Origin of the sequence: Chitinimonas lacunae (assembly GCF_042650885.1) — a bacterium.
Classification (GTDB): domain Bacteria; phylum Pseudomonadota; class Gammaproteobacteria; order Burkholderiales; family Chitinimonadaceae; genus Chitinimonas_A; species Chitinimonas_A lacunae.
The window spans coordinates 1-25,425 of the sequence record NZ_JBHSBU010000002.1 but is presented as its reverse complement, the minus strand read 5'-3'; the positions used below and the strand labels follow the sequence as shown (position 1 = coordinate 25,425).

The 25,425-nt window shown below is 63.5% G+C and carries 21 protein-coding genes; 15 read left to right on the top strand and 6 right to left on the bottom strand.

Annotation, left to right across the window (positions count from 1 at the left end; translation table 11 throughout):
• Positions 1–20: 20 nt before the first annotated feature.
• The 6 genes from tssE to tssJ are packed head-to-tail and all read right to left on the bottom strand — an operon-like array spanning position 21 to position 8,184.
• The gene (gene tssE / locus ACFOW7_RS20565; protein ID WP_378168188.1) at positions 21–518 is read right to left on the bottom strand and encodes a type VI secretion system baseplate subunit TssE; all 498 of its coding nucleotides are present in this window, start codon (positions 516–518) and stop codon (positions 21–23) included.
• Between the two features lie 4 nt (positions 519–522).
• Positions 523–1,236, bottom strand: a complete 714-nt coding sequence (gene tagF, locus ACFOW7_RS20560; protein ID WP_378168186.1) for a type VI secretion system-associated protein TagF — start codon at positions 1,234–1,236, stop codon at positions 523–525.
• 9 nt (positions 1,237–1,245) lie between these two features.
• A complete protein-coding gene (tssM, locus tag ACFOW7_RS20555; protein ID WP_378168184.1) occupies positions 1,246–4,854 on the bottom strand; it encodes a type VI secretion system membrane subunit TssM in 3,609 nt (1,202 codons plus the stop codon).
• A 45-nt stretch (positions 4,855–4,899) separates the two neighbouring features.
• Positions 4,900–6,159, bottom strand: a complete 1,260-nt coding sequence (locus ACFOW7_RS20550; protein WP_378168182.1) for a DotU family type VI secretion system protein — start codon at positions 6,157–6,159, stop codon at positions 4,900–4,902.
• Between the two features lie 14 nt (positions 6,160–6,173).
• Positions 6,174–7,505 carry a type VI secretion system baseplate subunit TssK gene (tssK, locus tag ACFOW7_RS20545; protein WP_378168180.1) on the bottom strand — a complete coding sequence of 444 codons (1,332 nt, stop codon included), beginning with the start codon at positions 7,503–7,505 and terminating at the stop codon, positions 6,174–6,176.
• A gap of 34 nt (positions 7,506–7,539) precedes the next feature.
• On the bottom strand, positions 7,540–8,184 hold the full coding sequence (gene tssJ / locus ACFOW7_RS20540) for a type VI secretion system lipoprotein TssJ (protein ID WP_378168178.1): 645 nt from the start codon (positions 8,182–8,184) through the stop codon (positions 7,540–7,542).
• Between the two features lie 577 nt (positions 8,185–8,761).
• Between tssJ and tssA the strand changes: the two genes are divergently transcribed.
• The 15 genes from tssA to ACFOW7_RS20465 all read left to right on the top strand — a co-directional run bounded on the left by tssA (position 8,762) and on the right by ACFOW7_RS20465 (position 24,942).
• Positions 8,762–9,814, top strand: coding sequence for a type VI secretion system protein TssA (gene tssA / locus ACFOW7_RS20535; protein WP_378168175.1), 1,053 nt, complete (start codon positions 8,762–8,764; stop codon positions 9,812–9,814).
• A 543-nt stretch (positions 9,815–10,357) separates the two neighbouring features.
• Positions 10,358–10,906, top strand: coding sequence for a type VI secretion system contractile sheath small subunit (tssB, locus tag ACFOW7_RS20530; protein ID WP_378168173.1), 549 nt, complete (start codon positions 10,358–10,360; stop codon positions 10,904–10,906).
• Positions 10,907–10,915: 9 nt separating this feature from the next.
• Positions 10,916–12,415 carry a type VI secretion system contractile sheath large subunit gene (gene tssC, locus ACFOW7_RS20525; protein ID WP_378168171.1) on the top strand — a complete coding sequence of 500 codons (1,500 nt, stop codon included), beginning with the start codon at positions 10,916–10,918 and terminating at the stop codon, positions 12,413–12,415.
• A gap of 123 nt (positions 12,416–12,538) precedes the next feature.
• Positions 12,539–13,033: an Hcp family type VI secretion system effector gene (locus ACFOW7_RS20520; protein ID WP_378168169.1), complete on the top strand. Its 495-nt coding sequence runs from the start codon at positions 12,539–12,541 to the stop codon at positions 13,031–13,033.
• Between the two features lie 260 nt (positions 13,034–13,293).
• Complete coding sequence (locus ACFOW7_RS20515; RefSeq protein ID WP_378168167.1) at positions 13,294–15,537, top strand: type VI secretion system Vgr family protein; 2,244 nt, start codon at positions 13,294–13,296, stop codon at positions 15,535–15,537.
• Between the two features lie 80 nt (positions 15,538–15,617).
• A complete protein-coding gene (locus tag ACFOW7_RS20510; protein WP_378168165.1) occupies positions 15,618–16,145 on the top strand; it encodes a DUF6484 domain-containing protein in 528 nt (175 codons plus the stop codon).
• An 8-nt stretch (positions 16,146–16,153) separates the two neighbouring features.
• Positions 16,154–17,254: a DUF2169 family type VI secretion system accessory protein gene (locus ACFOW7_RS20505; protein ID WP_378168163.1), complete on the top strand. Its 1,101-nt coding sequence runs from the start codon at positions 16,154–16,156 to the stop codon at positions 17,252–17,254.
• On the top strand, positions 17,255–18,280 hold the full coding sequence (locus ACFOW7_RS20500; protein WP_378168161.1) for a hypothetical protein: 1,026 nt from the start codon (positions 17,255–17,257) through the stop codon (positions 18,278–18,280).
• Between the two features lie 15 nt (positions 18,281–18,295).
• Positions 18,296–18,685, top strand: a complete 390-nt coding sequence (locus ACFOW7_RS20495; RefSeq protein WP_378168159.1) for a PAAR-like domain-containing protein — start codon at positions 18,296–18,298, stop codon at positions 18,683–18,685.
• 8 nt (positions 18,686–18,693) lie between these two features.
• Entirely contained in the window at positions 18,694–20,010 is a 1,317-nt protein-coding gene (locus tag ACFOW7_RS20490; RefSeq protein WP_378168157.1) for an HNH/endonuclease VII fold toxin-2 domain-containing protein, read from the top strand.
• Between the two features lie 3 nt (positions 20,011–20,013).
• Complete coding sequence (locus ACFOW7_RS20485; protein WP_378168155.1) at positions 20,014–21,009, top strand: hypothetical protein; 996 nt, start codon at positions 20,014–20,016, stop codon at positions 21,007–21,009.
• Positions 21,010–21,013: 4 nt separating this feature from the next.
• Positions 21,014–22,348, top strand: coding sequence for a HEAT repeat domain-containing protein (locus ACFOW7_RS20480; protein ID WP_378168152.1), 1,335 nt, complete (start codon positions 21,014–21,016; stop codon positions 22,346–22,348).
• Positions 22,345–22,728, top strand: a complete 384-nt coding sequence (locus ACFOW7_RS20475; protein ID WP_378168150.1) for a thioredoxin family protein — start codon at positions 22,345–22,347, stop codon at positions 22,726–22,728. Before ACFOW7_RS20480 ends, ACFOW7_RS20475 begins: the two co-directional genes overlap by 4 nt.
• A gap of 71 nt (positions 22,729–22,799) precedes the next feature.
• Positions 22,800–23,903: a DUF2169 family type VI secretion system accessory protein gene (locus ACFOW7_RS20470; protein ID WP_378168148.1), complete on the top strand. Its 1,104-nt coding sequence runs from the start codon at positions 22,800–22,802 to the stop codon at positions 23,901–23,903.
• 28 nt (positions 23,904–23,931) lie between these two features.
• Positions 23,932–24,942, top strand: a complete 1,011-nt coding sequence (locus ACFOW7_RS20465) for a hypothetical protein (RefSeq protein WP_378168146.1) — start codon at positions 23,932–23,934, stop codon at positions 24,940–24,942.
• Positions 24,943–25,425 lie beyond the last annotated feature (483 nt).

Below are 25,425 nucleotides of genomic sequence, written 5' to 3'. Positions count from 1 at the left end.
AGGGCGGGAAAAATGGCGGTTTATTCGGCTTCGAGGCGGAATTCGCCGCAGTCGATGTCGAGTTGGGTGCGAAGCAGCAATTCGATCGGATAAGGCTGGGCCCACAACATGCCACGGATCCGGAAACCCAGCAGATTGTGGTGGGTCATGTCTTCCGAATCGATCATCTTGACTTCCAGCGAAGCCGGATCGATACGCGGCTCGAAGCGGAGAATGGCGCTATGGATCGCCTTTTCCAGATCGAGCGGATTGAGCGTGGCCAGCATGCTGCCCGAAAAGGCCGGCAGACCGAAATTGACCACCGAGTTGCGCACTTCCGGGTAGGGCGACAGATCGATATTGCTTTCGAGTCGGATGGCATTGAGCAGCCAGGCCAGATCGCGCTGCACGCTGTCCTGATAGTCATTGCGGCGTAGTCCAGGCGTCTCGGCCGCATCATGGCGATTGTCGACATGATGGTCGGTCAGCCGGTCAAGCAGGGCCGGTCGGAGCTGGTCGCGCAGCGGCGGACTGTCCATCGCCTTAACTGCCCGGTTGCAGGAAGTGGGCGAAGCTGTGCGGCGGCGGCATGCTGTCGTAGCGCACCAGCATGGGCGGTATGCCCTCGCTGGCGCCGGTCCACCACAGGGTCTTGCCTTCGACCAGTCGGCTGAAGTTGGCGCGGCCCAGACACAGCAGGGCGTCATTGAGGGTGCGGCCGCCATTGAGCCGCACCATCCCGGTCGAGTCGGGCCGCAGATGCCAGCCGTCGACCAGCCGGGCGACCGAATCGTCGAGCTGGCTGTCGTCAGGCAATCCGCGCGGCACGGGAATCCGCGCCAGCGCCTCGTCGATCAGCTCGGGCGACAGATTCTTGGCCAGCGCCGCCAGCGCCACCGATTCGATCTGGTCGAACCAGGCAAGGCTGTCGGCGCGGGTCAGCCGCGATACCCAAGGCGTGCTGAGCTGGGCGCAGATGGCGAACGGATAATAGCGGCCGACGCCATCGACACTGGGCATCATCACCCCCATGGCGGCATGGGGGCCGAGCACGCCCGGGGTAATCAGAAAGCGCCATACCCGGGCGGTCAGATAGCGTTCCAGCCAGGACTGGCCAAGCCGCTCGCGGCTGGCCAGCAGGGAGGCACGCAGCCAGCTATCCCAGCCTGATACAAAGGCCGGGTCGAGCCGACGCGAGGCGAAATCGGACAGGGCCGGAATCTTGCCGTACCAACCGGCGACGGGCAGGTCATGCATAAGCAGGCCTCACAGTTGCGCCGGACACTGGAACTGGGCCAGGTCGGCTAGACGGAACGGGTTCAGCACGCTGCCGGCCGTGACTTCGTACTGGATCTTCTTGCCGTTGATATCGAAGCTGACGCGGAAGCGCTCGGGCTGCGATCCTGGCGTCACCTGGGCGCGGTCGATGGCGCGGAACAGGGCCCAGGCGCCTTCGAAGCTCAGGCCGCCCACTTCGGCGCCACCGGTGCCGGTCAGCGACAGCCGCACCTGATGGCCGCCCTTGGGGCCGGGCCAGGTGACGGTGGTCGAGGTCTGCGGGCCGTGGCTGTAACGCACCAGCTGGCCGTCGATATCGAGCGTGGACTGGATCAGGCTGGCATCCATCTCGACTGGCTTGAAATCGAGCCGCAGCGACGGCGTCCGCGCGCCGCCCTGGAAGAACACGTCGCGGATCGTGGCAGCACGCTGGAACTGGATCAGCGCGCCGGAACTGTCGCCCATGCTGCCTTCGCCGACCTTGCGGAAGGTCCAGGGCTTCTTGGTGACATCGACAAAGCTGGCCAGATTGCGCTGGAAGAAGTCATCGAGCACGCCACCCGTGGCGAAGACCTTGGCAAAGTCCTCCGGTCGCACATCGCTTGAGGCATTGCGATTGAACGGGTAGCGGCTGTTGATCGCCTTGCTACAGAAGTCGCCCACGGCCGAACCCAGATGGCTCGACAGATTCTTGCGTGTCTCGACCAGGGCCTGCGACACGCCCGCGGTGGAGAGCGACTGCATCATCGAGCGCATCGGTTCGGGCATGCGGTCGGCTTCGGCCTTGAGCCGGGTCGGCAGATCACTCTGCGGCGGCGCCGAACCCGACTGGACGGCGGTCTCGGTGGCGGTCAGATAGGTGTAGAACTCGTTCATCAGCGACAGCGAGGCATCGAGCGGCGCCGCCCCGCCCGGGGTCGGGCTGATCACCAGCCGGCGCAGGCCCTCGAAGCGGTCGTCGACGATACGCTCGATCCGACCGGTCGTGCCTTGCGACTTGCCGGCCAGCGGGTCGTTCTGGCCGATCAGGCGCAGCAGATTGTTCTTCTGGCCTACCACTGCCTCGCTGGCGCGGTCGGTGATGGTCTTGTTCTCCTCGGCGATCTGGGTGAGCGAGGTTTCGCGCACGATGCCACGCAGCAGATTCGACAGCGGCGAGTCGGCGGCCGACAACAGACGGGCAGCGCGCACGCTCTGTTGCAGATTGCCGAACTGGATCAGGCGGATATCGTTGACAAAGCGCTCCCAGGTATTGGCGTACTCCATCAGATAGAGCCGGCGCACATCCTCGTTGAGCCGCTTGAACACGATCGGGTCGATGGTCTCGCCAAGCGGCTTGCCATCAGGGCCGACCTTGACGTTGAGGACCCACACCTGTTCGGCCGCCATGGTGACGGCCACCTTGTCGACTGCCTTGGTAAAGGCCTGGTAATAGCCGCGTACCGAGAAAAAGCCCGGCACGCCCTTGGTCAGCGGCTCGCCGCTGGCGCGGGTGAACACCAGCATGGCCGACGGGCCGGCTGCCTCGCTGATCTTGAAGGCGGGCAGATCTTCGCCGACGCCAAGTCGTTTGATCCGGCCATAGACCCGCTCGGGCAGGGTGCGTTGCTGTAGCTTCTCGCGGGCCTCGGCCACCAGTTGCTGATTCATCGGCAAGGGGCTGATCAGCGGCTTTCTGGCCAGCATCGCATCGAGATGACGCTCAAGTTCGGTCCGCTGTTCGGTGGTGACTTCGCGTGCCAGGGCCGTTTCCCAGTCGGCCATTACCCAGGCCTTGAAATCGGTGGCGTCGAAATGGTTGCTGTCATGCAGCATCAGATAGGTCTTCAGCGCCTCGTACTGCAATTCGGGGTCTTCTGAAGACTTGAGCTGGTCCTCAAGCCGCAGCGCGATGCGCGGCAGCAGCGCGTCTTGCAGCAGGCGCTGGTAGGCGTTGTCGGCCGAGGCGTGCAGCTTGTCGCCAATATAGAGGCCGAAATGCATGGCCAGCGGCGAATCCTCGCGTGTCACCTCGGGGGTCGAGGCAACGTTGTAGGCGGCCTTGAGCACCGGTACCAGATCGCTGAGCTGGCCGGTTTCGGGGCTGCCCAGCTTTTCCACCTGGGTGCGCACGGGCGGCACTTGCTTGGCGACCGTGTCGATATAGTCCTGGTTGCGGAAGTAGCTGACGGTCCAGGCGGCGAGCGCGCCCACCGACAGCAAGGCCAGACTGGCGTAACCGCCGCCGGCGAGCAGCATCCGCTGGCGCTGCCAGCGCCGGTTGAGACCGGCCAGGCCCGCTTCGGCAAACACCACATCGGTCAGCAGGCGGCTGATGAAGTGGCTGCGGTTGACGGCTGCGCTGCGCGACTGGTTGTCGCCGCGCTCGACGGCCAGGGCGTCCGATACCCGGCCCAGCAGTGGGTCTACCGGCTGGCCGCTCTGGGTGCCGCTGGTGAAATAGATGCCGCGCAGCAGGCTGCGCTCCTGATAGGGCGTCTGGGCAAACACGCGGCGGGTGAATTCGGCCAGCGGCGCCTTGAGCACCGCAAAGCGCTGCGGGAAGGCGTAGAGCCGTTCACGCCGGCCGGCATCGCGCTCGCGTTCGAGCCGGTCGAGCAGACGGGCATGGAGCCGGTCCATCAGACCGTCGAATTCGGCGCTGACGCTGTCGAATGCCACCTGCTCGCCCGCAGCGGGCAGCGGCAGGGTCATGCCCCAGACCTGGGCCCGCTCTTCGGCGGTCAGGTCGTCGAAGAATTCGCCAAAGCCGGCCAGCAGGTCGAGTTTGGTGATCAGCACATAGAGCGGGAAGTCGATCTTCAGCTCGTCGCGCAATTCCTGGATACGGGCGCGCAGGGCATTGGCCTGGATATCGAGTTCGACCGAGGTGCTTTGCATCAGGTCGGTGGCGCTGATGGCCACCAGCACGCCGTTGATCGGCTGACGCGGCCGGTGACGCGACAGCAGGCCGAGGAACTTGGCCCACTCGGCGCCGTCGGCGGCTTTGTTGCTGTCGTGGGTAGAGTAGCGGCCAGCGGTGTCGAGCAGCACGGCCCGGTCGCTGAACAGCCAGTGGCAGTTGCGCGTGCCGCCGACGCCCTGCACCCCTTCCTCGCCGTATTTGTCGGCCAGCGGGAATTGCAGGCCCGAATTGGCCAGCGCCGTGGTCTTGCCGGTACCGGGCGCGCCCACGATCACATACCAGGGCAACTGATAGAGATGACGGCTGGTGTCGAGCTTGGCGAGCCAGCCCTTGAAGCCGCCGCCAGCTGCCTGGACGCGCGCCTGCTTGAGGATGGCCAGGGCTTCGTTGAAGCGCTGGCCCAGCTCGTCGTGTTCGGCCGTGGGTTCGCCCAGCTTGGTATCGCGCCCGGCCATGCCGGCTTCGATCTTGCGGCTGGCGTAGAGCGTGCGCGCCAGACGGTAGAGCTGACGCAGCAGATAGAGGCCGATCACACCCAGTATCAGGGTCAGCCGCACCCACACCGGCGCCAGCGGCTTCCATTCGGCGATGGCGATCAGAGGGCCGACGAACCAGACCACCAGTGCAAAGCACAGGAAACCCAGCGCGATCAGCAACCAGCGATTAAACAGGAATCCGAAAAAGCGTCTCATCATACGACTCGGGCAAGTCCGGGCGGCCAGGGCCGCCCGGCATGGTTACTTGGCGACGAACAGCGTGATTTCCACGCGACGGTTGCGGGCGCGGTTGGCCGGCGTGTCGTTGGCGGCGACCGGGTCGCTGTCCGAGCGGCCTTCGAGCAACAGGCGCTGCGGTTCGACCTTGCCGGCCAGCACATCGCGCACGGCCTCGGCACGGGCTTTCGACAGGTGCCAGTTCGACGGATAGCGGAAGCTGCGTACCGGCTGATTGTCGGTATGACCCGTCACCAGCACCTGACCCTTGACCCGGGTCAGCTCGGTGCCGATCCGGTCGAGCACCGGCAGGTACTCGGCGCGGATCTCGGCGCTGCCCGATTCGAACAGACCGTCGCCACGGATCGTGACCACCGAGCGGTTCTCATGGTCGGCCACTGTCACCAGGCCCTCGGCGATTTCGCGTTCGAGGAACTTGGCCAGACGCGGCTGGGCCGCCGGCTTGTCGAGCGCCAGCGCCGGGGCGCGGCTGCGGATGCTTTGGATGGCGCCAAACACCGGGTCGGAGGCGCCGTTGAGCATGATGCTGAACGCGAAGAACACCACCATCAGCAAGGCGGCCGCGAGCGCTGCGCCGACCCACAGCGGGATGATGGCCTTGCGCTTGACCTCGGTGCTGACTCCCATCCAATGCGGCGACAGGCTGCGGTCGTATTCACCATGTTGCTGGCGCAGCAGCTCAAGCAGGCGGCGGCGCAGCGTGTCGAGCTGGGCGGCGCCACCGTCGATCACCCGATAGCGTCCCTCGAAGCCCAGGCACAGGCAGATATAGATCAGCTCGAGCAGATCGCGGTTGCCGGCCGGGTTCTCGGCCAGTTTCGACATCAGCTGGAAAACCTTCTCGCCGCCCCAGGTTTCGTTATGGAAGCTGACCAGCAGGCTGTGGCGACCCCAGCTGCCCGAGCCGCCCCACGGTGTGCTGGCGGCGAACTCGTCGAGCACGGTGCACAGCACATAGCGCGCCGCGATCACATTCTCGTGGCGGATGCCCTGGGCGCGGGCGGTGTCTTCGAAGCTGCGGATCTTGGCAGCCAGGAAGTCGCGCAGCGCCTGGCCATCTTGATGCTGCTGGGAATGGCGGATGCGGCTGGCGATATAGAGCAGGTCGTTGGCGCAGGCCACCAGCGGGTTGACCCCGACCTGTGGGCCGAGTGGATTATTGGGGTCAGCCTCGGGCCAGCGGGTTGCCGGACCCAGCGCCTGGGCCGGCGTGGCGCTGGCACCGCCGGGCGAAGGCTTGAGCAGGTTGAAATCGGAGTCCATGTCGGGTGGGTATCCTATTGCCGCTTGATTGCCCAGAACTCAAGTTCCAGGCCCGGAAATTCGCCCGCCAGATGCAGGGCAAGGCCGCCCGAACGTTCCAGTTGCGGCCACAGCTCGTTATTGGTGTCGAGTTCGAAGTAATGGAAACCGGCGTGATACGGAATCTGGCGCGGTGCCACCGGCAGCGACTGCACGCCGATGCCGGGCAGTTGCAGATTGATCAGATCGCGGATCTTGTCGATCGGGCCGATCTTGATCTGGGTGGGCAGGCGCAGACGCAGCGCCTCGGCCGGCACCTGGGCACGTACTGCCAGCACGAAGCCGGCACTGCGCAGCAGTTCGAGGTCGGGGACGATCGCCACTCGCACGCCGAATTTGCGGTCTTCCAATTCGATCGCGACGGCGCCGCTTTCCATCACCAGCGCCAGCGAATGGCGCAGGTCGTGCATCAGGGCCACAAAAGGCGGGTTGACGTCGTCGTGGTCATAAGGCGGGAAATCGGCTGGCAACCGGTCTTCACGGCCAAATACCGCCAGGTCGCCTGCCAGCATCAGGGCACTCGAGAACAGACGGGAGGGATGCAGCATCGGTACGTCGAGCAGATGCGACAGCAGCGGGGCGTAACGGTTGAGCGTTTGCAGCAACAGGTATTCGGCGACTTCGGCCACGCTGCCACGGCCGGGCTGGTTGATCCGCTGCGCCAGATGGAGCGCGCGCTGGCGCACCAGGCCGATCAGTTCGCGCAGATAGCCGTCAAGCCGGGGATCGGCGGCGGCCGAGAGCATCGGCGGGATATAGCGCTCATCGAGCACCACCTCGCCATCGGCACGACGCTCCTGAATGCGGGCGACAGGCAGCGCGGTATAGGCGCCGCTGACGTCGCGCTCGAGCATCAGGCGGGCATTGAGCCGACCGACCAACAGGGTGGCCGGACGGGCCAGCGCGGTGACATCGTCAACTTCGGTTTCGCCGGCGATATAACGGGCGAGCCGGGCACTACCCGGCTCGAGCGCCACCTCGGTTTCCCCTGATACGGGCAAGGGCAGCGCCAGCATGACACGCTGGTCCTTGCAATCGGACGGAATATCGAGCGCAGCCGGCATCGGGTCGTCGATGCCACAGGTGAACGGGGTGCCATCGCGGAACACCCCGCTGGCGCTGTGCAGGGCAAATTTGCCGAGCTTGAGCTGGGCCGGATCGATCCGCAGGGTGCCAAAGCCCCAGCCCCAGGGCCAGAGCGGGTTGCCGCGCCGCTCGACGAAATTTTCCAGATAGCGTTCGAATTGCTGGAAGTGATGGGGCTGGATGAACAGCCCCTCGGTCCATACGACCTTGTTAGTATTCACGATGTGTAATATTCACGATTTGGGTGACGGTGGCCTAGGGAACACGCTTGAGCAGCTTCTTGGCACCTTTTTGCGCCTGCTCCTCCACGGCTTTGGTCGCGCCCTTCTTCGCCTCTTCCTCGGCTTTGCTGGCAGCTTTCTGTGCCGCTTGCTGAGCCTTTTCTTGCAGGGCGGACAGGCTGGACGCCTGGCGAACCTCGACCTTCTTGTCGCTGACCTCGATTTCGATCGGCAGGGTGGCTTCCTTGGAAATCAGGGTGCTGCGATGGCCCGAAGTCACTTCGAACATGCCGCGCCATTGCGCCTGCTCGATGGCGCGGAAGGCGGCGATCACGCCCAGGTAGCGGGTTTCTGGCGTGATCTGGCGCTCGATCTTGCGGGCCTCGCCCGGCAGTAACACCAGTTCTTCGCTCTGGATGAATTCCTCACCAAGCGTCTGGCGGTCACGTTCGTATAGCGAGAAGAAGTCGGCACCCTGGAAATTGGCCGGGGCCTTGAGCTGATAGAGCCGTACCACGATGGGCGACGCACGGCCGTTGGCATCGGGATTGGCATTAGGCTGCGCCTGGGTCAGCGCATGCATGGTCAATGTCGGCGTGGCACAACCGGCGAGCGCCGTGGCCAGGGCAAGCGCCAGCCAAGGGCGCCAGCGGATCGAAGGGAGGGTTCTGGTCGTCACGTCACACCTCGCGCGCGGGAGCAGGCTCCCGCCTCAAGCACAATCAAATCTGGTAACGAATAAAAACGGAGGATGGCCGGCACGCGGCCGGCGCCGCTTAGGGCGCAGCGCCCCGATTGTACGCGTTTAGCGCGGCATCGACGTCAACGCATTGAGTTTTGCCACCGGGGCTTTGTATTTCGAACAGGCCAGTGGCAGGAATATAGCTAATGCGCTTGGGGACGCTGGTGTCGTAAGCGATCAGAATGGGACGCTGTAGGGTGCGCTCGACATCCCCCTGACTGATCTGAGCGGCACGTAGCTCCAACTTGGTTTCCTCCTGAGCCGTCGCTTACCACGCGGCTACTTATGATGCGAGTACAGCGATTCTAATTTGATGCAAATGACTCGATCAAACATGCATGGATCATATCTGTTAACACGTCAAGCTGGCAATGAAGGTTGGTTAATTAGAAATTAATTATTTTTTCCTTATGAAATACGGGCAGAGATTGATACAATCCATTTGATATGCAGATTGATTAAGCAAGAATTTTCCGATTAGCATATCTTCGATAATAAAAGTTGGAGATAAACTTTGTCGTCTCTCGACCTCGACGCATTGCTTGCGCCTTGCGAAGACCCGGCGCCATGTGGCCCCAACCTTGAGTATTCGGCCGAATACCTTGAATTGTTGGAAATTGCCGAGGGCAAGCCCGAACAGCAGTTTGGCAGCGTCGTCATTCCCGCCGAAGATCCAAGCTGGCCACAGGTCGGCCGTCAGGCTGCCGAATTATTAGGTCGCAGCAAGGATTTGCGCCTGGCGACCTTATTGCTGCGCGCCCATACCCACCTCGACGGTCTCTCCGGTCTCAGTACCGGCTTGCAATTGATCACCGGACTGCTTGAGCGCTACTGGGACCATCTCCACCCCGAACTCGAAGACGGCGACGCTACCATGCGCCTGGCAGCGCTTGCAGATATCGCCAGCCCGGCCGGCCTGTTCGCCGACCTGCGCAAGCAGGACTATATCTCGGTGCGTTCGGTGTCGTTCAGCGTGCGCGAAGTGGAAGACGCGCTGGCCCGCCGCAATAGCGAAGACCCCAATGCGCTGACCGAGGAGCGGCTGCGGCAGGTACTCAACGAAAACAGCGAAGCGACGGTCCGCGCCTCCCAGTTGTTCGACAGCGCGCTCAAGTCAGCCCGGGCCATCGAAGCGATATTTGCCCGCGCCGATACCGATTCGGTCGGCTTGCAGCTCGACCAACTGATACGGCTGCTCGACCAGCTCCATCGTCCTTTGCGCGAAGTGGCCGCCGTGTTCACCGTGGCCGAGCCCGAAGCCGTGGTCGACGAGGCTCCGGCTGCAAGCGAAGCCGAGCCCGGCAGTGCTGCGCCCGTGGTAGCGGCCCGGGTGGTGCAGGTCCAGGCACTGCCCGCTTCGATCGACAACCGGCAAGATGCACTCAAGCTGATCCAGCTCGCCTGTGATTACCTGGAAAAACACGAACCCACCAATCCGGCACCGCTGCTGTTGCGGCGGGCCCAGCGGCTGATGACCATGAGCTTTATCGACATCATCCGCGAGCTGGCACCCGAGAGTGCAGCCCAGATCGAGGCGCTGTCGGGTGTGAAGAGTGATAAAGGTTAAAAATGACGTATCAATCCCGGACGGCGTGGAGTTATCTTCACCGGCAAGGGGGAGGAGCCCACTGCTCGATCTTCCATCGAGCCCTCGCGTCGTCGCCGGCCGGCGGCGACTCGGACCGGAATGATCTGCGCACCCAGTCAAGTGCCCAGACGCCAGCCGAGCGCCGAACGATCCATCTTTATTCCGCCAGCGGTGCGCGTGCCCAGGCCCAGCCTGGTCGCCGATTCCTGTCGCCCGCTGGCCGACGTCACCGCAGATCTCTGACGAAGGCGCTGTGCTGGCCCAAGCTGGCAGTGTCTGATGGCCGGCAGCAGACCGGCCATCACTTATCCGACGACCGGCCTCTCCGGACCGGACCTGACGGGTCTTCGACCCGGCGTGCCCAACCGGTGGCTGGCCGGACGTCAAACGGCTGACTTGCCGCTGAGCCGCATCCGGCCTTGGGGGTAGGCCGGGTGACACGATCGGCTCCTGGTCTTTCGGCCATCGCGCGCTTTCGGGCGCCGATGTCGAGGGCGCCCCTGCAACCCAAAGGGAAAGCAAATGAGCAATGGAAAACGTGACAGCGGTCAGAAATTCATCGGCCGCAACCGGGCGCCTCGCGTACAGATCGAGTACGACGTCGAGGTCTACGGCTCGGATAAAAAGGTGCAGCTACCTTTCGTGATGGGGGTGCTGTCGGATCTGGCCGGTAAATCGACCGAGCCGCAGGCGCCGCTGGCTGAGCGCAACTTCCTTGAGGTCGACGTCGACAATTTCGACGCCCGCATGAAGTCGATCAAGCCGCGTACCGCCTTCCATGTCGAAAACACCCTGACCGGTGAAGGCAAGGTGGCGGTCGATCTGACCTTCGAGTCACTCGACGACTTCACGCCCGGCAATGTCGCGCGCCAGATCGAGCCGCTGAGAAAGTTGCTGGAAGCGCGCCAGCAGCTCTCCAACCTGCTCACCTATATGGACGGCAAGAGCGGCGCCGAGCAGCTGATCGCCAAGCTGCTGCAAGATCCGACCCTGCTTGCGACCCTGTCGCAGGCGCCGCGTCAGGAAGAAGAACAGAAACCGGCCCAAGCTGGCGACGCTGAGCAGGCGTAAGGAGGAAAGATGACCACAGAATTGCTCGATCCGTCGCGGCAGTCCGGCCAGACCGAAGAAGGCGGTGAGTTCTACTCGCTGCTGCAACAGGAATTCCGGCCCAAGTCCGATGCCGCCAAGGATGCGGTCGAAGAAGCGGTACGCACCCTGGCCGGCCAGGCGCTGGCCCATACCCAGGTGGTCGGCAACGACGCCATCCGCACCATCGAGGCGATGATCGCCGAGCTTGATCGCAAGCTGTCGGAGCAGATCAATCTGATCATCCACCACGAAGAGTTCCAGCAGCTCGAATCGGCCTGGCGCGGTCTGCACTATCTCATCACCAATACCGAAACCGATGAGATGCTGAAGATCAAGGTGATGCCCGTGACCAAGCAGGAGCTGCATCGCAACCTGCGCCGCTTCAAGGGCATCGCTTGGGACCAGAGCCCGCTGTTCAAGCGCGTCTACGAAGAGGAATACGGTCAGTTCGGTGGCGAACCGTTCGGCTGTCTGGTGGGCGACTACTACTTCGACCACAGCCCGACCGATGTCGAGCTGCTGCGCGAGCTGGCAAAGACCGCGGCGGCCGCCCACTGCCCGTTCATCGCCGGGGCAAGTCCGACCTCGATGCAGATGGACTCGTGGCAGGAACTGGCCAACCCGCGCGATCTGACCAAGATCTTCCAGACCCCGGAATACGCCGCCTGGCGCTCGCTGCGCGAATCGGAAGACTCGCGCTATCTGGGCCTGGCCATGCCGCGCTTCCTGGCGCGTCTGCCCTACGGTGCCAATACCAATCCAGTCGAGGAATTCGACTTCGAGGAAGATACCGCCAGCGGCGACCACAGCCGCTATAGCTGGGCCAACTCGGCCTATGCGATGGCCGTCAACATCAACCGCTCGTTCAAGTACTACGGCTGGTGTACCCGGATTCGTGGCGTGGAATCGGGCGGCCTGGTGGAGAACCTGCCGTGCCACACCTTCCCGACCGACGATGGCGGCGTGGACCTCAAGTGCCCGACCGAGATTGCGATCTCCGACCGGCGCGAGGCGGAACTGGCCAAGAACGGCTTTATGCCGCTGCTGCACCGCAAGAACTCCGACGTGGCGGCCTTTATCGGCGCCCAGTCGCTGCAAAAGCCCACCGAATACTACGATCCGGACGCCACCGCCAACGCCCAGTTGTCGGCCCGCTTGCCGTATCTGTTTGCGGTGTGCCGCTTTGCCCATTACCTGAAGTGCATCGTCCGCGACAAGATCGGCTCGTTCAAGAGCGAGGACGAAATGCGCCGCTGGTTGAATAACTGGATCTTGAATTACGTAGACGGCGATCCGGCGAACTCGTCGGAGACCACGAAGGCAAAACGCCCACTAGCCGCTGCTGAGGTCCAACTGGAGGAAGATGAAAGCAACCCGGGTTATTACCGCGCCAAGTTCTTCCTGCGCCCGCATTACCAGCTCGAAGGTTTGACCGTGTCGCTGCGACTCGTGTCCAAGCTGCCGTCGCTGAAGCAGGGCGCGAACTAAGCATCACCCCAGCTCCGTCATACGCCGGTCTTCTGCCGCCTTGCGCGGCAGGAGCGGGGCTACCTGTGCCTAGGCGCAGGTTCTACCCGGCGCTTAACCACACTTTATTGGGAGTTGAAAAGCATGGCTCAACCTAATGGCAATATGTTTCTGAAGATCGAAGGCGTGAACGGCGAATCGCAAGTTGATCAACACAAAGGCGAGATCGACGTGCAGTCGTTCAGCTGGGGCATGACCCAGGGTACGTCCATCCACGTGGGTCAAGGCGGCGGCCATGGTCGCGTCAGCATCCATGACCTGAGCTTCACCCACTATGTGGACAAGTCCTCGCCCATCCTGATGCTCAAGTGCATGAACGGCAGCCACTTCCCCAAGGCCACCCTGACCGTGCGCAAGTCGGGTGGTGACTCGCTCGCCTTCTACAAGATCATCATGGACAAGGTGTTCGTGACCTCGGTCTCCACCGGCGGCAGCAACAGCCAAGGTGATGGCCTGATGGAAACCGTTACCCTGACCTTCGCCCAAGTGGATATCGAGTACACCCCGCAAAGCAACGAAGGCGGCGGTACCGGTGTGGTCAACGCTGGCTGGGACATCCAAGCCAACAAGGCCAAGTAATCTGCCTGGGATGGCGGTGCCGGCCCTGGTGCCGGTGCCGCATCTGGAGGTTCTCGCCCGTGCCGTGGCCTTGCCACGGCCGGCACCCCGGCTGGATTGCCGCCGGCGTCAGACGCTGAGTCTGTCAACCAATACAAATAATCGGCAAATCATTCGCTAGACACACGGCAATATATAATTGCTAAATAAAATTTTAAGCCAATATGGGTGCGCCGTGCCTTGATCGGCGGACTGCCCGGTTTGATCGCAGAGGAGATGCCATGCAACGACTCGCCACATTCCAATCGCCGCTGGGCGAGGACACGTTGATGTTCCGCCGGCTACGGCTGGTCGAGCGTCTGTCGCAACCGTTCGAGGCTGAGGTCGAGCTGGTAAGCCGCTTGCCTGATATCGCCCACAACACGATGTTGGGCCAGGCAGTGGCGGTCAAACTGGAGACCCACGCGCCGCAACCCCGTTTTATCCATGCCCATATCGCCCGTTTCGCCCAGGTTGGCCGTGACGGGCGCTACCACGTTTATCGGGCCGAGCTGCGGCCGTGGTTCTGGTTCCTGCAACGCACGGCCGACTGCAAGATCTTCCAGAACCTGTCGGTGCCCGAGATCGTGCGCCAGGTCTTTGCCGACCACCCGGTGGCCCAGTTCGCCGAGCGCCTCGCCGGCAGCTATCCCAAACGCGACTACTGCGTGCAGTACAACGAGTCGGATTTCAATTTCGTCTCGCGGCTGCTCGAACAAGAAGGCATCAGCTACTGGTTCGAACATAAGCAGGGCCAGCATCAGATGGTGCTCGGCGACGGCATGGGCGCCCATCAGCCGCTGCCCGGTTATGAATCGCTGCTGTGCCGGCTCAACCCGAGCGAGGGCCTGACGCTGGAGACCGAAACCGTCTCGAGCTGGCAGAGCCAGCGCGAGGTGCTGAGCGGTCAACATGAAATCAACGACTATGACTTCCTCAAGCCGCGCGCCGACCTGACCAGCCGCGCCATGGAAGTGCGCTCGCATGCACTGGCTGACTACGATGTCTACCACTGGCCCGGCGACTATATCGACCCGGGCAATGGCCAGCGTTATGCCCAGATGCAGATCGACGAATTGCAGGCGCGTCATCAGGAAATCCATGCCGGTGGCCCGCTGCGTGGCGTGGCGGTCGGCCGGCGCTTCAGCCTGACCGAACACCCGCGCGGCGATGAGAACCAGGATTATCTGGTGGTCTCGGCCGAACTGGTGGTCAGCGAATCGAACTACGCCTCGGGCGGCGATTCGACCTGGGAAGCCAATACCCATTTCACTGTCCTGCCGTGGAAAGGCAATTACCGTCCGCCTCGGACCACCGAGCGTCCGATCATCCCAGGTCCGCAAACCGCTGTCGTTGTGGGTCCACCGGGAGAAGAAATCTGGATCGACGAGCACGGCCGGGTCAAGGTCCAGTTCCACTGGGACCGCTACGGCAAGAAGGATGACAAGAGTTCGTGCTGGATCCGGGTGGCGCAACCCTGGGCCGGCGTCAACTTCGGCATGGTGGCCCATCCACGGATCGGTCAGGAAGTGGTGGTCCAGTTCCTCGACGGCAACCCCGACACCCCGCTGATCACCGGCCGCGTCTATAACGCGCTGTCGATGCCGCCCTGGCAGCTGCCGGCCAATAAGACCCAGAGCGGTATCTTGTCGCGCTCGACCCCCAAGGGTGGCTACGACAATGCCAATGCGATCCGCTTCGAGGACAAGAAGGGCGAGGAGCAGGTCTGGATCCACGCCGAGAAAAACCAGGATATCGAGGTCGAGAACGACGAGACTCACTGGGTCGGCCGTGACCGTACCAAGACCATCGACCGTGACGAGACCGTCCACGTCAAACACAACCGTACCGAGACGGTCGACAACGACGAAACCATCACCGTCCACAATAACCGCACCGAGCGGGTCGATCATAACGAGAAAATCTCGATCGGCGACAACCGCGACGAGGACGTGGGCAAGAACGAAAACGTCAAGATCGGCGACAACCAGACGCTGGAAGTCGGCAAGATCCGCAAGAAGACGGTGCATAGCCACGAGAAGGACGACATCGGCCGCAACTGGTCGATCCATGTCGGTCGCTTCAAGACCGAGACCATCAACCTGGCCTATATGCAGAACGTGGGTCTGGCCAAGATGGTCAATATCGGTGCCGCCTACAACGTCAACGTCGGCGCGGCCATGGCGACCACGGTCGTGCTGGGCCGGCTTGACAAGATCGGGCGTGGCCATGTCCAGACCGTCGGTGACGACAAGAGCGTCAAGGTCGGGAAGACCTACCATATGGCAGCCGGCAACGGCGGCAGCCATCTGACCATGGACGACGACTCGATCACCTTGCAAGTGGGCAAATCGACCCTGGTGATGCGCAAGGACGGCACCATCAGCATCAATGGCCACAATATTAATGTCGGCGCCAGCGGTGCCCAGCACTTCAAGGCCGACGGCAATATCACCCTCAAGGGCCGCCAGATCCACGAGAACTAGACGATTCATCCCTGAGGCGCCAGACCTGCGGGTCTGGCGCGACACGATCGGGCCTCGTGGCCCGGCAAGGAATTTCTACTATGTCCGATCCGCAATCCCGCCAGGCTTCGGCGGGCGATACCGTCACGACTGACGAGGCGCCGCTCGATGAGCTGCTGGCACGCGGCACCCAGTTGAGCGGCAATGTGCCGGCGCGTGCCGATGGGGTGGCCATCGGCCGTTTGCAGCAGATCGGCAGCGACGGCCGGCCTCGGGTCAGCATTCCGCGTTTCGGGCTGGAACAGGTCAGCGCCATGAGCCTGGTGCCGGCCGACCCGGCCCGGCTGGGCGAGGAAGTGGCACTGGGCTTTGAAGATGCCGATCCGCTGCGGCCGATCATCCTTGGCTATATGCTGCCCGCGCTGCCACAGCCCGAGGCAGCCATGCCGGGACTGTATGCCGACGGCGAGCGTGTGGTGATCGAGGCACGTGGCTCGGTCGAACTGCGCTGCGGCGAGTCGGCGCTGATTCTTACCGCTGACGGCCAGATCCTGTTGCGCGGCAGCTATATCACCAGCCACGCCAGTGTCACCCAGCGCATTCGCGGCGGTTCGGTGCAGATCAACTAGGAGGATCGATGCAGATCCTCGCCGGATCGAAACATCTGTCGGTCCATATCGTCTCCGCCCACGATGTCGCTGGTCGCGAACATCTGGTGTTGCTGGCCAAATCGACCTGGAGCATCCCCGAACCGGGCCAGCGGCCGCAGCCGCTGCCGCCGCAGCCCTTGGTCGAGGCCGATCTCTATGTCGGTGAGCCGGGACTGAGCGCCATGCGCTACGGTAGTGACCTGGCACGTTTCAAGCCGCGTTGCGATGTGCTGTTCGACGCCATGGCCCATGCGCCCGAAGGTCGGCCGGTGCGTGAGCTGGTGGTGGGTTTCCGGCTCGGCCAGCTGCGCAAGCTGATCAATGTGCACGGTCCGCGCCAGTGGAGCCGCCGGCTGGGCGGCTACAGCATCGGACGGGCCGAGCCGTTTCTGGCCATGCCGCTCCATTACGGGATGGCGTTTGGCGGCACGCGGGTGTGGCAGCGTGACGACGAGACCCTGACCGAAGCCTTGTTGAGTAATCCCGCCGGTCTCGGTTGGGCCGGACCGCGTACGCTGGACCAGCTCGATGGCAGTGCCGCTCCGAGTCTGGAAGTGCCCAATGAACCGATCGAGCGGCCCGATGGCCCATATCGGCCGATAGCGCTGAGCGCCGTCGGCCGTCACTGGCAGCCTCGTGCCGGCTATGCCGGCACTTACGACGCGCGCTGGCGGCGTGAGACCTTTCCCTTTCTGCCGGAAGATTTCGACGAGCGCTTTCATCAGTGCGCGCCGGAAGACCAGCAGATCGACTATCCGCGCGGTGGCGAGGAAGTGGTCCTGCTCAATCTGATCAAGGACCGGTCCGAAGTGCGCTTTCGTCTGCCGCAGCTTGATCGGGTGCCGATGCGGGTGCTGCGCGACGATTACCGGATCGAGAAACTGAATCCGGTGGTGGACACCCTGTTCTTCGAGACCGAAGAAAGCCGTTTCAGCGCGGTATGGCGCGCCAGCCTGCCGCTCAGGCGTGGGGTCCATGAAGTGCAGGCGGTGGCGTTCAGCCAGCTGGCGCAGGAGCGCCTGAACCGTCTGGCCTCGGGTGACAGCAACTGCCCCGGCTGTGGCGCCTCGGTCAGTCAGGGAGGGTAAATGGACAAGGTAGCGCTACGGGTCTTGGGAGGGGGCGCATGCTGCGCGCTCGGTTTTCGTCTCGATGCGGCCGAATGCGCCATCCGCGCCGGCATGGATCGTTTCGAGGAAAGCGAATTCTACGACCGGCGCCGCGCGCCGCTGAAAGTGGCCCGGCTGCCGCTGGGCGACCTGTGGGGCGCCGAGCGGCTGGCCTTGATGGCCACGGCGGCGGTGCAGGACTGTATCGACCAGATCGGTGCGATTGCCGCGCACGAAACTGCCTTGTTGCTGCTTGCCGCCGAACGCGAGCGGCCGCATACCGAGGATGAGCGCTATCTGGAGTGCTTCGCGGCGATCGAGCGCACCCTGGGTGTCCGCTTTCATGAAGACAGCCGGATCATCCCCTACGGTCGTGCCGGGCTGGGTCAGGCTTTGGTGACGGCGGCGCGCTGCCTCGAGGGCGAGGTACGCCAGGTACTGCTGGTGGGTGCAGACAGCTATCTCAATGCCGCCACCATCAACTATTTCCTCGGCGCCGGGCGTCTGCTCGAGTCGGGTAACGCTTACGGCTTTATTCCGGCCGAGGCGGCCGCCGCCGTGCTGCTTGGCCGCGACAGCCGACCAGGCGCCTCGCCCTTGCAGATTTGCGGAGTCGGGCTGGCCGAGGAGCAGGCCCGGCCCGACGGTGAAGTCCCCAACCGCGCCATCGGCCTGAGCGAAGCGATGCGCAGCGCGCTCGATCAGGCTGGACTGGCCCCGGGTGCCCTGCATTTTCGGGCCAACGACCATAACGGCGACCCGTTCTACGCCAGCGAAGCCTCGGTGGCCTATACCCGGCTGATGGTCGATGACGGGGTTGGCCTGCCGCTGCTCAATCTGGCCGAATACCTGGGCGAGACGGGCGCGGCCGCAGGGCCGCTTGCCCTGGCTTATCTGTCGCGGGTGATCGAGCGTGACGATGGTCCGGGTCGGGTGGGGCTATTACATCTGGGTAACGACGACGGCAGCCGCAGTGCCGTGGTGGTGGCATACGCCGCCGATTGATAAGGAGGACAGCCAATGGGCACAAGAGTCTACGCCAACCATAACGAGATCTGCTGCAAGGCCGCACGCGGCTCGTCGATGCTGCTGCCCAGCGATGTCTGCTGGAGTCCGCCGGCACCGCCCGCCGGGCCGCTGCCGCTGCCCTATCCCAATAGCGCCATGGCCTCGACCCTCAATAACGGCTCGGGCACGGTGTTTATCTGCCGCAGCGAGATTGCGCTCAAGGACGCGTCCTATTTCGCGACCAGCGTTGGCAACGAGCCGGCCACCATGGCGTTCCAGCGTGGTATTGCCACCCAGGTGATCAAGGGCAAGGCGGTATTCATCAACTGGTCGCCCAACGTCAAGGTCGAGGCACTGAGCGTCTGTCGCCATCTCGACCCGATGACGCACAACCATCGCTGAGCACCATCATGACGACTTCCCTGCCTACGGTACCGTCGAGAAAGCGCAACCGTGCCCAGATGGAGCTGGACGATCCGCAGATCGATCTCGACGACGGCGACGAGGACAACAGTGACGAGGTGCCTGACGCCCCGCCTGTGGCCAACGACGCCAATCTCGTCCTGCCAAGCGTGCCGACCAGGTTTCGTCGCACCGGCAACCCCAATACGCCGCCGGTGTTCTATCTGAGCCAGGCGGCCATCAGCGATGCTTGCAAGGAAACCCAGCAGGATATTGAGGATAAATGCAACCAGCCAGACAGCGCGGCCAAATCCAAGGCCGGTGCCGACGCGGCCAATGTTGACCCGAAGGGCCGTCTGGGCGATCTGGCACCCAATGTGCGCGAGAAGGCCATGGCGCTCGATGCCGAGGCGCGCGACAAATACAAATACAAAAGCAAGCCCGACAACAAATGGGTGGGCGACCATTGCCACGGCCTGTGGTTCAAGCCGTCCAACCTCGGCTCGCCGACCAATCTGTCGCGCTTTGTCGGTGGACTCAATGCAATGGCCGGCGAGCTTGGCACCGCTGCGCAGGCAGCAGCCGGCACCGCGGCGGAAGCTGCGGCCAAGGATAAGGCAGCCCGGGCTGCGCAACTGGCCGGCTCGGATCGGATGGAAGACACCTGGGCACAGGCCATGCAGGGGCTCGCTGATGCCAATCCTTGCATCAAGGCGCGCAAATGTCAGTTGATGCCGTTCTCCGAGACTGACGGCGGTCCCAAGCAGGCCCGTTCCGGCAAGGGCTGCTGCCCGGGACAGACCGGCCATCACCTGATGCCCGACACCATGTTCCGCTCAGGCCCGGCTCCTGCGCCGCCACCTGATCCGACGCCGGCACCCAGCAGCGATGGCTCGACCCCGCCCAAGAAGAAGCGTCGCAAGGCCAAGCGCGATGACAAGCCGAAAATCGGCTGCTGGGACAACTACTCCGAAGGCGGCGCGCCGGTGATCTGCCTGGAGGGCACCAGCAACAACAAGGAAAACGGCTCGCACGGTCTGATGCACGAGAAGACCGAACAGGCGCTGGAACAGTTTGCCAATATGGCCGAGATGGATTACCACATCGCCCGCGACATGCTGGCCGAGCTGGTCAATAACCAGTTCGGCTGCGCCAAGGACTGTATTGCGGCCCAGCTCGATGCCTACTACTCCAAGGCCTACTCCTGCGACGACCCGCCGTTCCAGCAATCCAAGGTCAAGCCCGACGCCGGTACCGGTGGCAAGAAGCCCACAGCGACCACCCCGCCCAATAGCGGCGGTAGCGACAATACCAATATGAGCTGAGACATGATCCTCGATCGCGCAACCTGGAACGAATTCTTCAATGGCTATTCCATCTCGGACGGGGTGCTCAGCAGCGGCACCCGCTTCTGGTTCCTTGTGGTGGAAGAGAGCGAAGAGCCTGACGACGACAGCCTGCCGCTGCGCCGCTTCGTGTCGGTCGACAGCAAGCTGCCGATGGCCCAGCGCTGCAATTTCACCGAATACGATCATCTCAAGACCACCCGGATCGGCTTTCGCGATGACAGCGAAAAGGAAATGATCGGGGTCGATATTGCCGGCAATGTGTTTGCCTATAACGGCCGCGGTCGTGGTCTTGAGGACGAGATCGACAATCAGTATCCCGACAGCCAATATCGCTGGTCACCCGTGCGGCTGGTTCGCGCGGGTGGCGCTTTCTATATCGTCGGCACCGGCCGCCGTATCGTGCGGCGGCTTGGCGTCAATCAGTGGGCTGCACCCGAGCCGATTCCGGCGCCCGAATCGATGGTGAAATCGGGCCTTGGCATCTTTGACTACGGCTTTGAGGACTTGGCCGCCTTCGACGCCAACGATATGTACGCCGTGGGCGGCCATGGCGATGTCTGGCACTTTGACGGCCGGCGCTGGCATCAACTGCCGTTTCCGTCCAACGACTGGCTGTTCACCGTCTGCTGTGCCGGCGACGGCCAGGTCTATATCAGCGGCAAGGGCGGCTCGCTCTGGGTCGGGCGCGGCAATAAATGGAAGCCCCTGCTCAAGGAGCAGTTCTCCATTCCGTTTCGCGATACCGTCTGGTTCGCCGGCCGGCTCTGGTGCGGCAACGAATATGGTCTGTGGTCGCTGCAAGACGGCAAGCTGGTGCCCTTGCTCGACGAGCAGCCGGCCGAGATTGCCGCCAACTGCGGCCGGCTCGACGTCAATCCCGATGGGCGCTTTATGTTGAGCATGAGTCCGGTGGGTGCCACCCTGTTCGACGGCAGCACCTGGCAGGTGTTGTTCAGCCGGTTCCAGCTTGAGTGATGCAATGAGCAGTGAAATCGAGCATCGCCCCTATGTGTTGCCTGCTGTGATCGAGCCGCTGGTCCGGCGCCATGCCGGCGACGCGGCGTTCTACTGGGCCCAGCATGATAGTTCGGCCCATTCCTGTCGGCTTGATCTGGCCCGGCTATTACATTTCGACCGGCTGTTGCAGGCCCATCTCGATGGCCTGGAAGTGGCCGGGGCGACCGGTTGGCAACTGGCGTTCGAAGAATTGGCGCGCTGGCGCGGTCCGGGCGAAGTGTTCGTCTGCGCCTATCTGGCGCTGGCGGCCGGCGACGGTGAGCGGCTGCGTGAAGTCTGGCTGCAATTGCAGCTCGATCCCGAACGCGGCCTGCGCGGACTGATCTCGGCGCTGGCCTGGGTCGGCACCGAACAGGCGCTGCCTTGGGTGTCGCACTGGCTGGAAGCGTCGCAGAACTCCGCCTTGCAGGTGGCGGCGCTGCGCACGGCCGCCCTGGGCGGCGCGACCTTGCTTAAAACGGCGCAGGTGGCGTTCGAGCCGCAGTGTCAGAACGAAGATGCCCGGGTACGCGCTGCCGCCGCCCGGCTCGGCGCCCGTCTGCCACGTCGGCTTGCCCAGCCGGTGCTGCTGAAGCTGCTTGAAGATGTCGATCCGGTAGTGCGTGCCGAAGCCGCCATCGCCCTCGGTGGCCAGGAAGCCGCTGCGCCGCCGGTGCTATGGCAGGTTTGTGCCGAATGGATAGGTCGCTGTGCCGAACTGGACGGCTGGGATCGTTTCCAGGCCGAACGGCGGCTGGCGCGCTGGCTGCGTCATCTGGGCGGGCAGTTGCCACCCGGTCATGTGGCGCTGCCACGGTTGCTGGAGCAATTACCGCCACGGCTTGGCCTGCTGCTGGCGCTCCATCATGCCGACCCGGCCCATTTGCCGTGGGTGGCGGCGCAGATGACGGCGCCGGAAACCTCGCGTCTGGCGGGCTGGGTCTGGAGTGCACTGTCCGGGGTCCAGTTGGAGCCGGCCGGTCTGACCTTGCCGCCCCGGCTGCCCGATGAGGAAACAGAACAGCCAGTCAGTCTCGCCGTCGAGGATCAGGATGCTGGTCTGCCCGAGCCCGACCCGGCGGCGGTACAGGCCTGGATGGCCATGCACCAGGCAAGCCTGCCCACCTGGGCGCCGGGTTTGCTCGGCCGCGCCTTGACGCCCGATATCCTGCAACAGATGCTGACCGGTGCGCCGCAGGCGCTGCGCTGGATCGCGGCCCGCCGTCTGGGGCGGCCATTCTTCAATAACCGGGCGCCGGCCCTGCGGCAATTTGCCCTGCTGCATAAGCTGAGCGCTTCTGCCGGAGCTTCATCATGACTGTCATGCTTGATCCCTGGCGCGATGCTGCCACCATTGCCCAACGGCTGACGCTGCCGGGCAACCGTCTGGTTCTGGTCTTGGGCGCCGAAGCCTGGTGCCAGAAATGCCGCCAGCTACGGCCGGCATTCGACCAGGCCGCGGCCCGTGCCCACCCGAACGACACCTGGCTGTGGCTCGATCTTGAGGATCACGCCGAATTCCTCGGTGACTATATCCCTGACGATCTGCCGCTATTGCTGGTCTATGCCGGCCCAACCCTCCAGGTGCAGCGGCGGGTCGACGAAGCCCGCGATCTGCTCGACTGGCAAAGTAGCGGTCGACCGACCTACGACCCGGGCGTGCGCGAGCGTCTGTTGATACAGGATTGGGCATTCTGAGCATTCCGCTTACTCGGCTCGCCTAGCATCTCTGGCGAATTGGTTCGAACCCATTGAAGGCCGTCTCCGTTATGCAGGTAGTCATCGGTTCCCGCCATCTGGCCGTCCAGACCTTTCCTGCCCTTGATGTCAGCGGGCGTGAGCATCTGGTGGTTGCCGCCAAGGCGACTTGGCAAATCCCCGAACCCGGGCAGCGTCCGCTGCCTTTACCCCCCCAGGAATTACTGCCGGTCGATCGCTTTGTCGGTGAGCCCGGGCTCAGTGCCCCGCTCTATGGCTGCGATCTCTTGCGTTTCAAACCGCGCTGCGATGTGCTGTTCGACGCCTGCGCCCACGCGCCCGGCCAGCAGCCGGTTCGCGAGCTGGTGGTGGGTTTTCGCCTGGGTTCGCTGAAAAAACTGCTCAATGTGCATGGCCCGCGCGTCTGGCGTCGCCGTCTGGGCGGCTACAGCCTCAGTCGGGGCGAGCCATTCGTGTCGATGCCGCTTCATTACGGCATGGCCTTTGGCGGCACCCGGGCCTGGCAGCAGGGCGACACGACACTCAGCGAAGCGCTGCTGGCCAATCCAAGCGGCATCGGCTGGGCTGGCCCTCATACGCTGGAGCAACTGGACGGCGCCCCGGCGCCCAGCCTTGAGGCCGTCCACGAACCGGTCGAACGCCCCGATGGCCGCCATGCGCCGATCGCCTTAAGCGCCATCGGCCGCCACTGGCCACCGAGGCTTGCCTATGCCGGCACCTACGACGAACACTGGCAGCGCGAAATCTTCCCGTTTCTGCCTGAGGATTTCGACGAGCGCTTTCATCAGTGTGCGCCGGAGGATCAGCAGATCGACTATCCGCGCGGTGGCGAGGAAGTGGTTCTGCTCAACCTGCTCAAAGGCCGCTCGGAGGTGCGTTTCCGGCTGCCTAATCTGACGGCGGTACCGGTTCGGGTACTGCGCACCGACTACACCACCGAGAAGATCTTCCCGCCGGTCGATACCCTGTTCTTCGAAACCGAGGAAAATCGCTTCAGCGCCGTCTGGCGCGTCAGCCTGCCGATCCAGCGCCGCTTGCAGGAGATCGATACGGTGGCGGTGGGGCAGATCGATCCCCACTGGTGGAACGAAAAAACCGTCGGCTCGGTGGGTTGTGCCACCTGTGGCGAAACGGTTCGACTCCCCAAGCTGTAGGCCAATAGCGATGCACGACAACACGGATTTGACTCTGCAGATCGGCGCAGCCGGCTTGTGCTGTGCCGTGGGGTATCGGCTGGACGCGGCGGTATGCGCCCTACGTGCCCAGATGGATAACTTTCGCGAAAGCGATTTCGTCTGCCATAGCGGCGAACCGGTCCGGGTGGCGCGTCTGCCCGACGCGCAGCTATGGGGCAGCCAACGGCTGGCACGCTGGGTCGAGCGGGCGGTACGCGACTGCCTGCGCCGGATCGCGGATTTCGACTCGACGACCACGCCGCTTCTGTTGCTGGTTCCCGAACAGGAACGCCCCCATAGCAGCGTGAGCTATTACCAGGAAATCTTCAGTGCCACCGAGCACTCGCTCGATTGCCGCTTTCATCCTCTTTCACGGATCGTGCCCTGGGGCCGCGCCGGGCTTGGCCCCGCCTTGCAGACGGCCCAGCGCTGGCTGTCAGAAGGCGAGGTGCAGCAGGTCTTGCTGGTGGGCGTGGACAGCTACCTGAATTCGGCCACCATCGAGTATTACCTCGAAGCCGAGCGCCTGCTGGTGCCGGGCAATCGGGACGGTTTTCTGCCAGGCGAAGCGGCGGCCGCCTTGTTATTGCTGCCGGCAGCCGCAGGACGGCCGGGTTTAAGGATCGAAGGCGTTGCCACCGCACGCGAAGAAGGCCGGCCCGACGGCAGTGTGCCCAGCCGTGCTTTCGGGCTGACGCGGGCCATCCGGCAGGCTTGCGAGCGTGCCGGGCGTCATCCGCACCATTTGGGATTCCGGATGAGCGACCAGAACGGCGAGGCCTTTTTTGCCAAGGAAGCGGCCAATGCCCTGACCCGGGTGATGTTCGATGGTGGACCGCAACTACCGGTCTTGCAGATCGCCGATTGCCTGGGCGAGATCGGCGCCGCGACCGGCCCGGCGATGCTGGCCCTGCTCAGTGAAACCATGCAGCGCGAAGACGGCCCGGGGCAGTTGGGGCTGCTGCATCTGGCCAACGACGACGGGGCCAGGACGGCCTTGGTGGTGTCGTATGGCTGAGTGTTGCTGGATGAGAATTGCATGCATATTGCACAGATATTCTTTCGGTGGCGGATGCTCAGGATGGCCGAGGCCAACTGGCACCGAGGAGGATGGTGACATCGACTGGCAGAACCGATAGCAGATAACTGGTATTACCTCAGGGCGCACGATTTATCAGTGTGTCGAACTGATCATTTATTGGTTTTTAACTTTTATGGCCGGCAAATACCGTGTTCCTGCAGCCTCTACCCGTTCCGGCACCCGAACGGCTCCCACTCCACCACGCTCCGCCTCATCTGGTTCCGCCTCACCAACCCGCAGCACACGAACTGGTAATAAAGGCGCGGCCAATACGCCGACTTTTCCTTATCTAAGTCGGCGGGCAGTCAAGAAATATTGCCAGGAAGACAAGCGGAAAATCGATGAGGCTTGCCAGCCTGAGAGTGAAGAAGCCAAAACCAATCGGCAAAAGAATGACGCAGGTAAGGTGCCTTTGAGTGG

What these genes read in the sequence shown, in the direction of transcription:
- tssB (WP_378168173.1), top strand. Translation starts at nt 10,358, where the DNA reads ATGAGCAATGGAAAACGTGACAGCGGTCAGAAATTCATCGGCCGCAAC.
- ACFOW7_RS20490 (WP_378168157.1), top strand. Translation starts at nt 18,694, where the DNA reads ATGACGACTTCCCTGCCTACGGTACCGTCGAGAAAGCGCAACCGTGCC.
- tssM (WP_378168184.1), bottom strand. Translation starts at nt 4,854, where the DNA reads ATGAGACGCTTTTTCGGATTCCTGTTTAATCGCTGGTTGCTGATCGCG.
- ACFOW7_RS20470 (WP_378168148.1), top strand. Translation starts at nt 22,800, where the DNA reads ATGCAGGTAGTCATCGGTTCCCGCCATCTGGCCGTCCAGACCTTTCCT.
- ACFOW7_RS20550 (WP_378168182.1), bottom strand. Translation starts at nt 6,159, where the DNA reads ATGGACTCCGATTTCAACCTGCTCAAGCCTTCGCCCGGCGGTGCCAGC.
- tssC (WP_378168171.1), top strand. Translation starts at nt 10,916, where the DNA reads ATGACCACAGAATTGCTCGATCCGTCGCGGCAGTCCGGCCAGACCGAA.
- tagF (WP_378168186.1), bottom strand. Translation starts at nt 1,236, where the DNA reads ATGCATGACCTGCCCGTCGCCGGTTGGTACGGCAAGATTCCGGCCCTG.
- ACFOW7_RS20505 (WP_378168163.1), top strand. Translation starts at nt 16,154, where the DNA reads ATGCAGATCCTCGCCGGATCGAAACATCTGTCGGTCCATATCGTCTCC.
- ACFOW7_RS20515 (WP_378168167.1), top strand. Translation starts at nt 13,294, where the DNA reads ATGCAACGACTCGCCACATTCCAATCGCCGCTGGGCGAGGACACGTTG.
- ACFOW7_RS20475 (WP_378168150.1), top strand. Translation starts at nt 22,345, where the DNA reads ATGACTGTCATGCTTGATCCCTGGCGCGATGCTGCCACCATTGCCCAA.
- ACFOW7_RS20520 (WP_378168169.1), top strand. Translation starts at nt 12,539, where the DNA reads ATGGCTCAACCTAATGGCAATATGTTTCTGAAGATCGAAGGCGTGAAC.
- ACFOW7_RS20480 (WP_378168152.1), top strand. Translation starts at nt 21,014, where the DNA reads ATGAGCAGTGAAATCGAGCATCGCCCCTATGTGTTGCCTGCTGTGATC.
- ACFOW7_RS20510 (WP_378168165.1), top strand. Translation starts at nt 15,618, where the DNA reads ATGTCCGATCCGCAATCCCGCCAGGCTTCGGCGGGCGATACCGTCACG.
- ACFOW7_RS20500 (WP_378168161.1), top strand. Translation starts at nt 17,255, where the DNA reads ATGGACAAGGTAGCGCTACGGGTCTTGGGAGGGGGCGCATGCTGCGCG.
- ACFOW7_RS20485 (WP_378168155.1), top strand. Translation starts at nt 20,014, where the DNA reads ATGATCCTCGATCGCGCAACCTGGAACGAATTCTTCAATGGCTATTCC.
- ACFOW7_RS20495 (WP_378168159.1), top strand. Translation starts at nt 18,296, where the DNA reads ATGGGCACAAGAGTCTACGCCAACCATAACGAGATCTGCTGCAAGGCC.
- tssE (WP_378168188.1), bottom strand. Translation starts at nt 518, where the DNA reads ATGGACAGTCCGCCGCTGCGCGACCAGCTCCGACCGGCCCTGCTTGAC.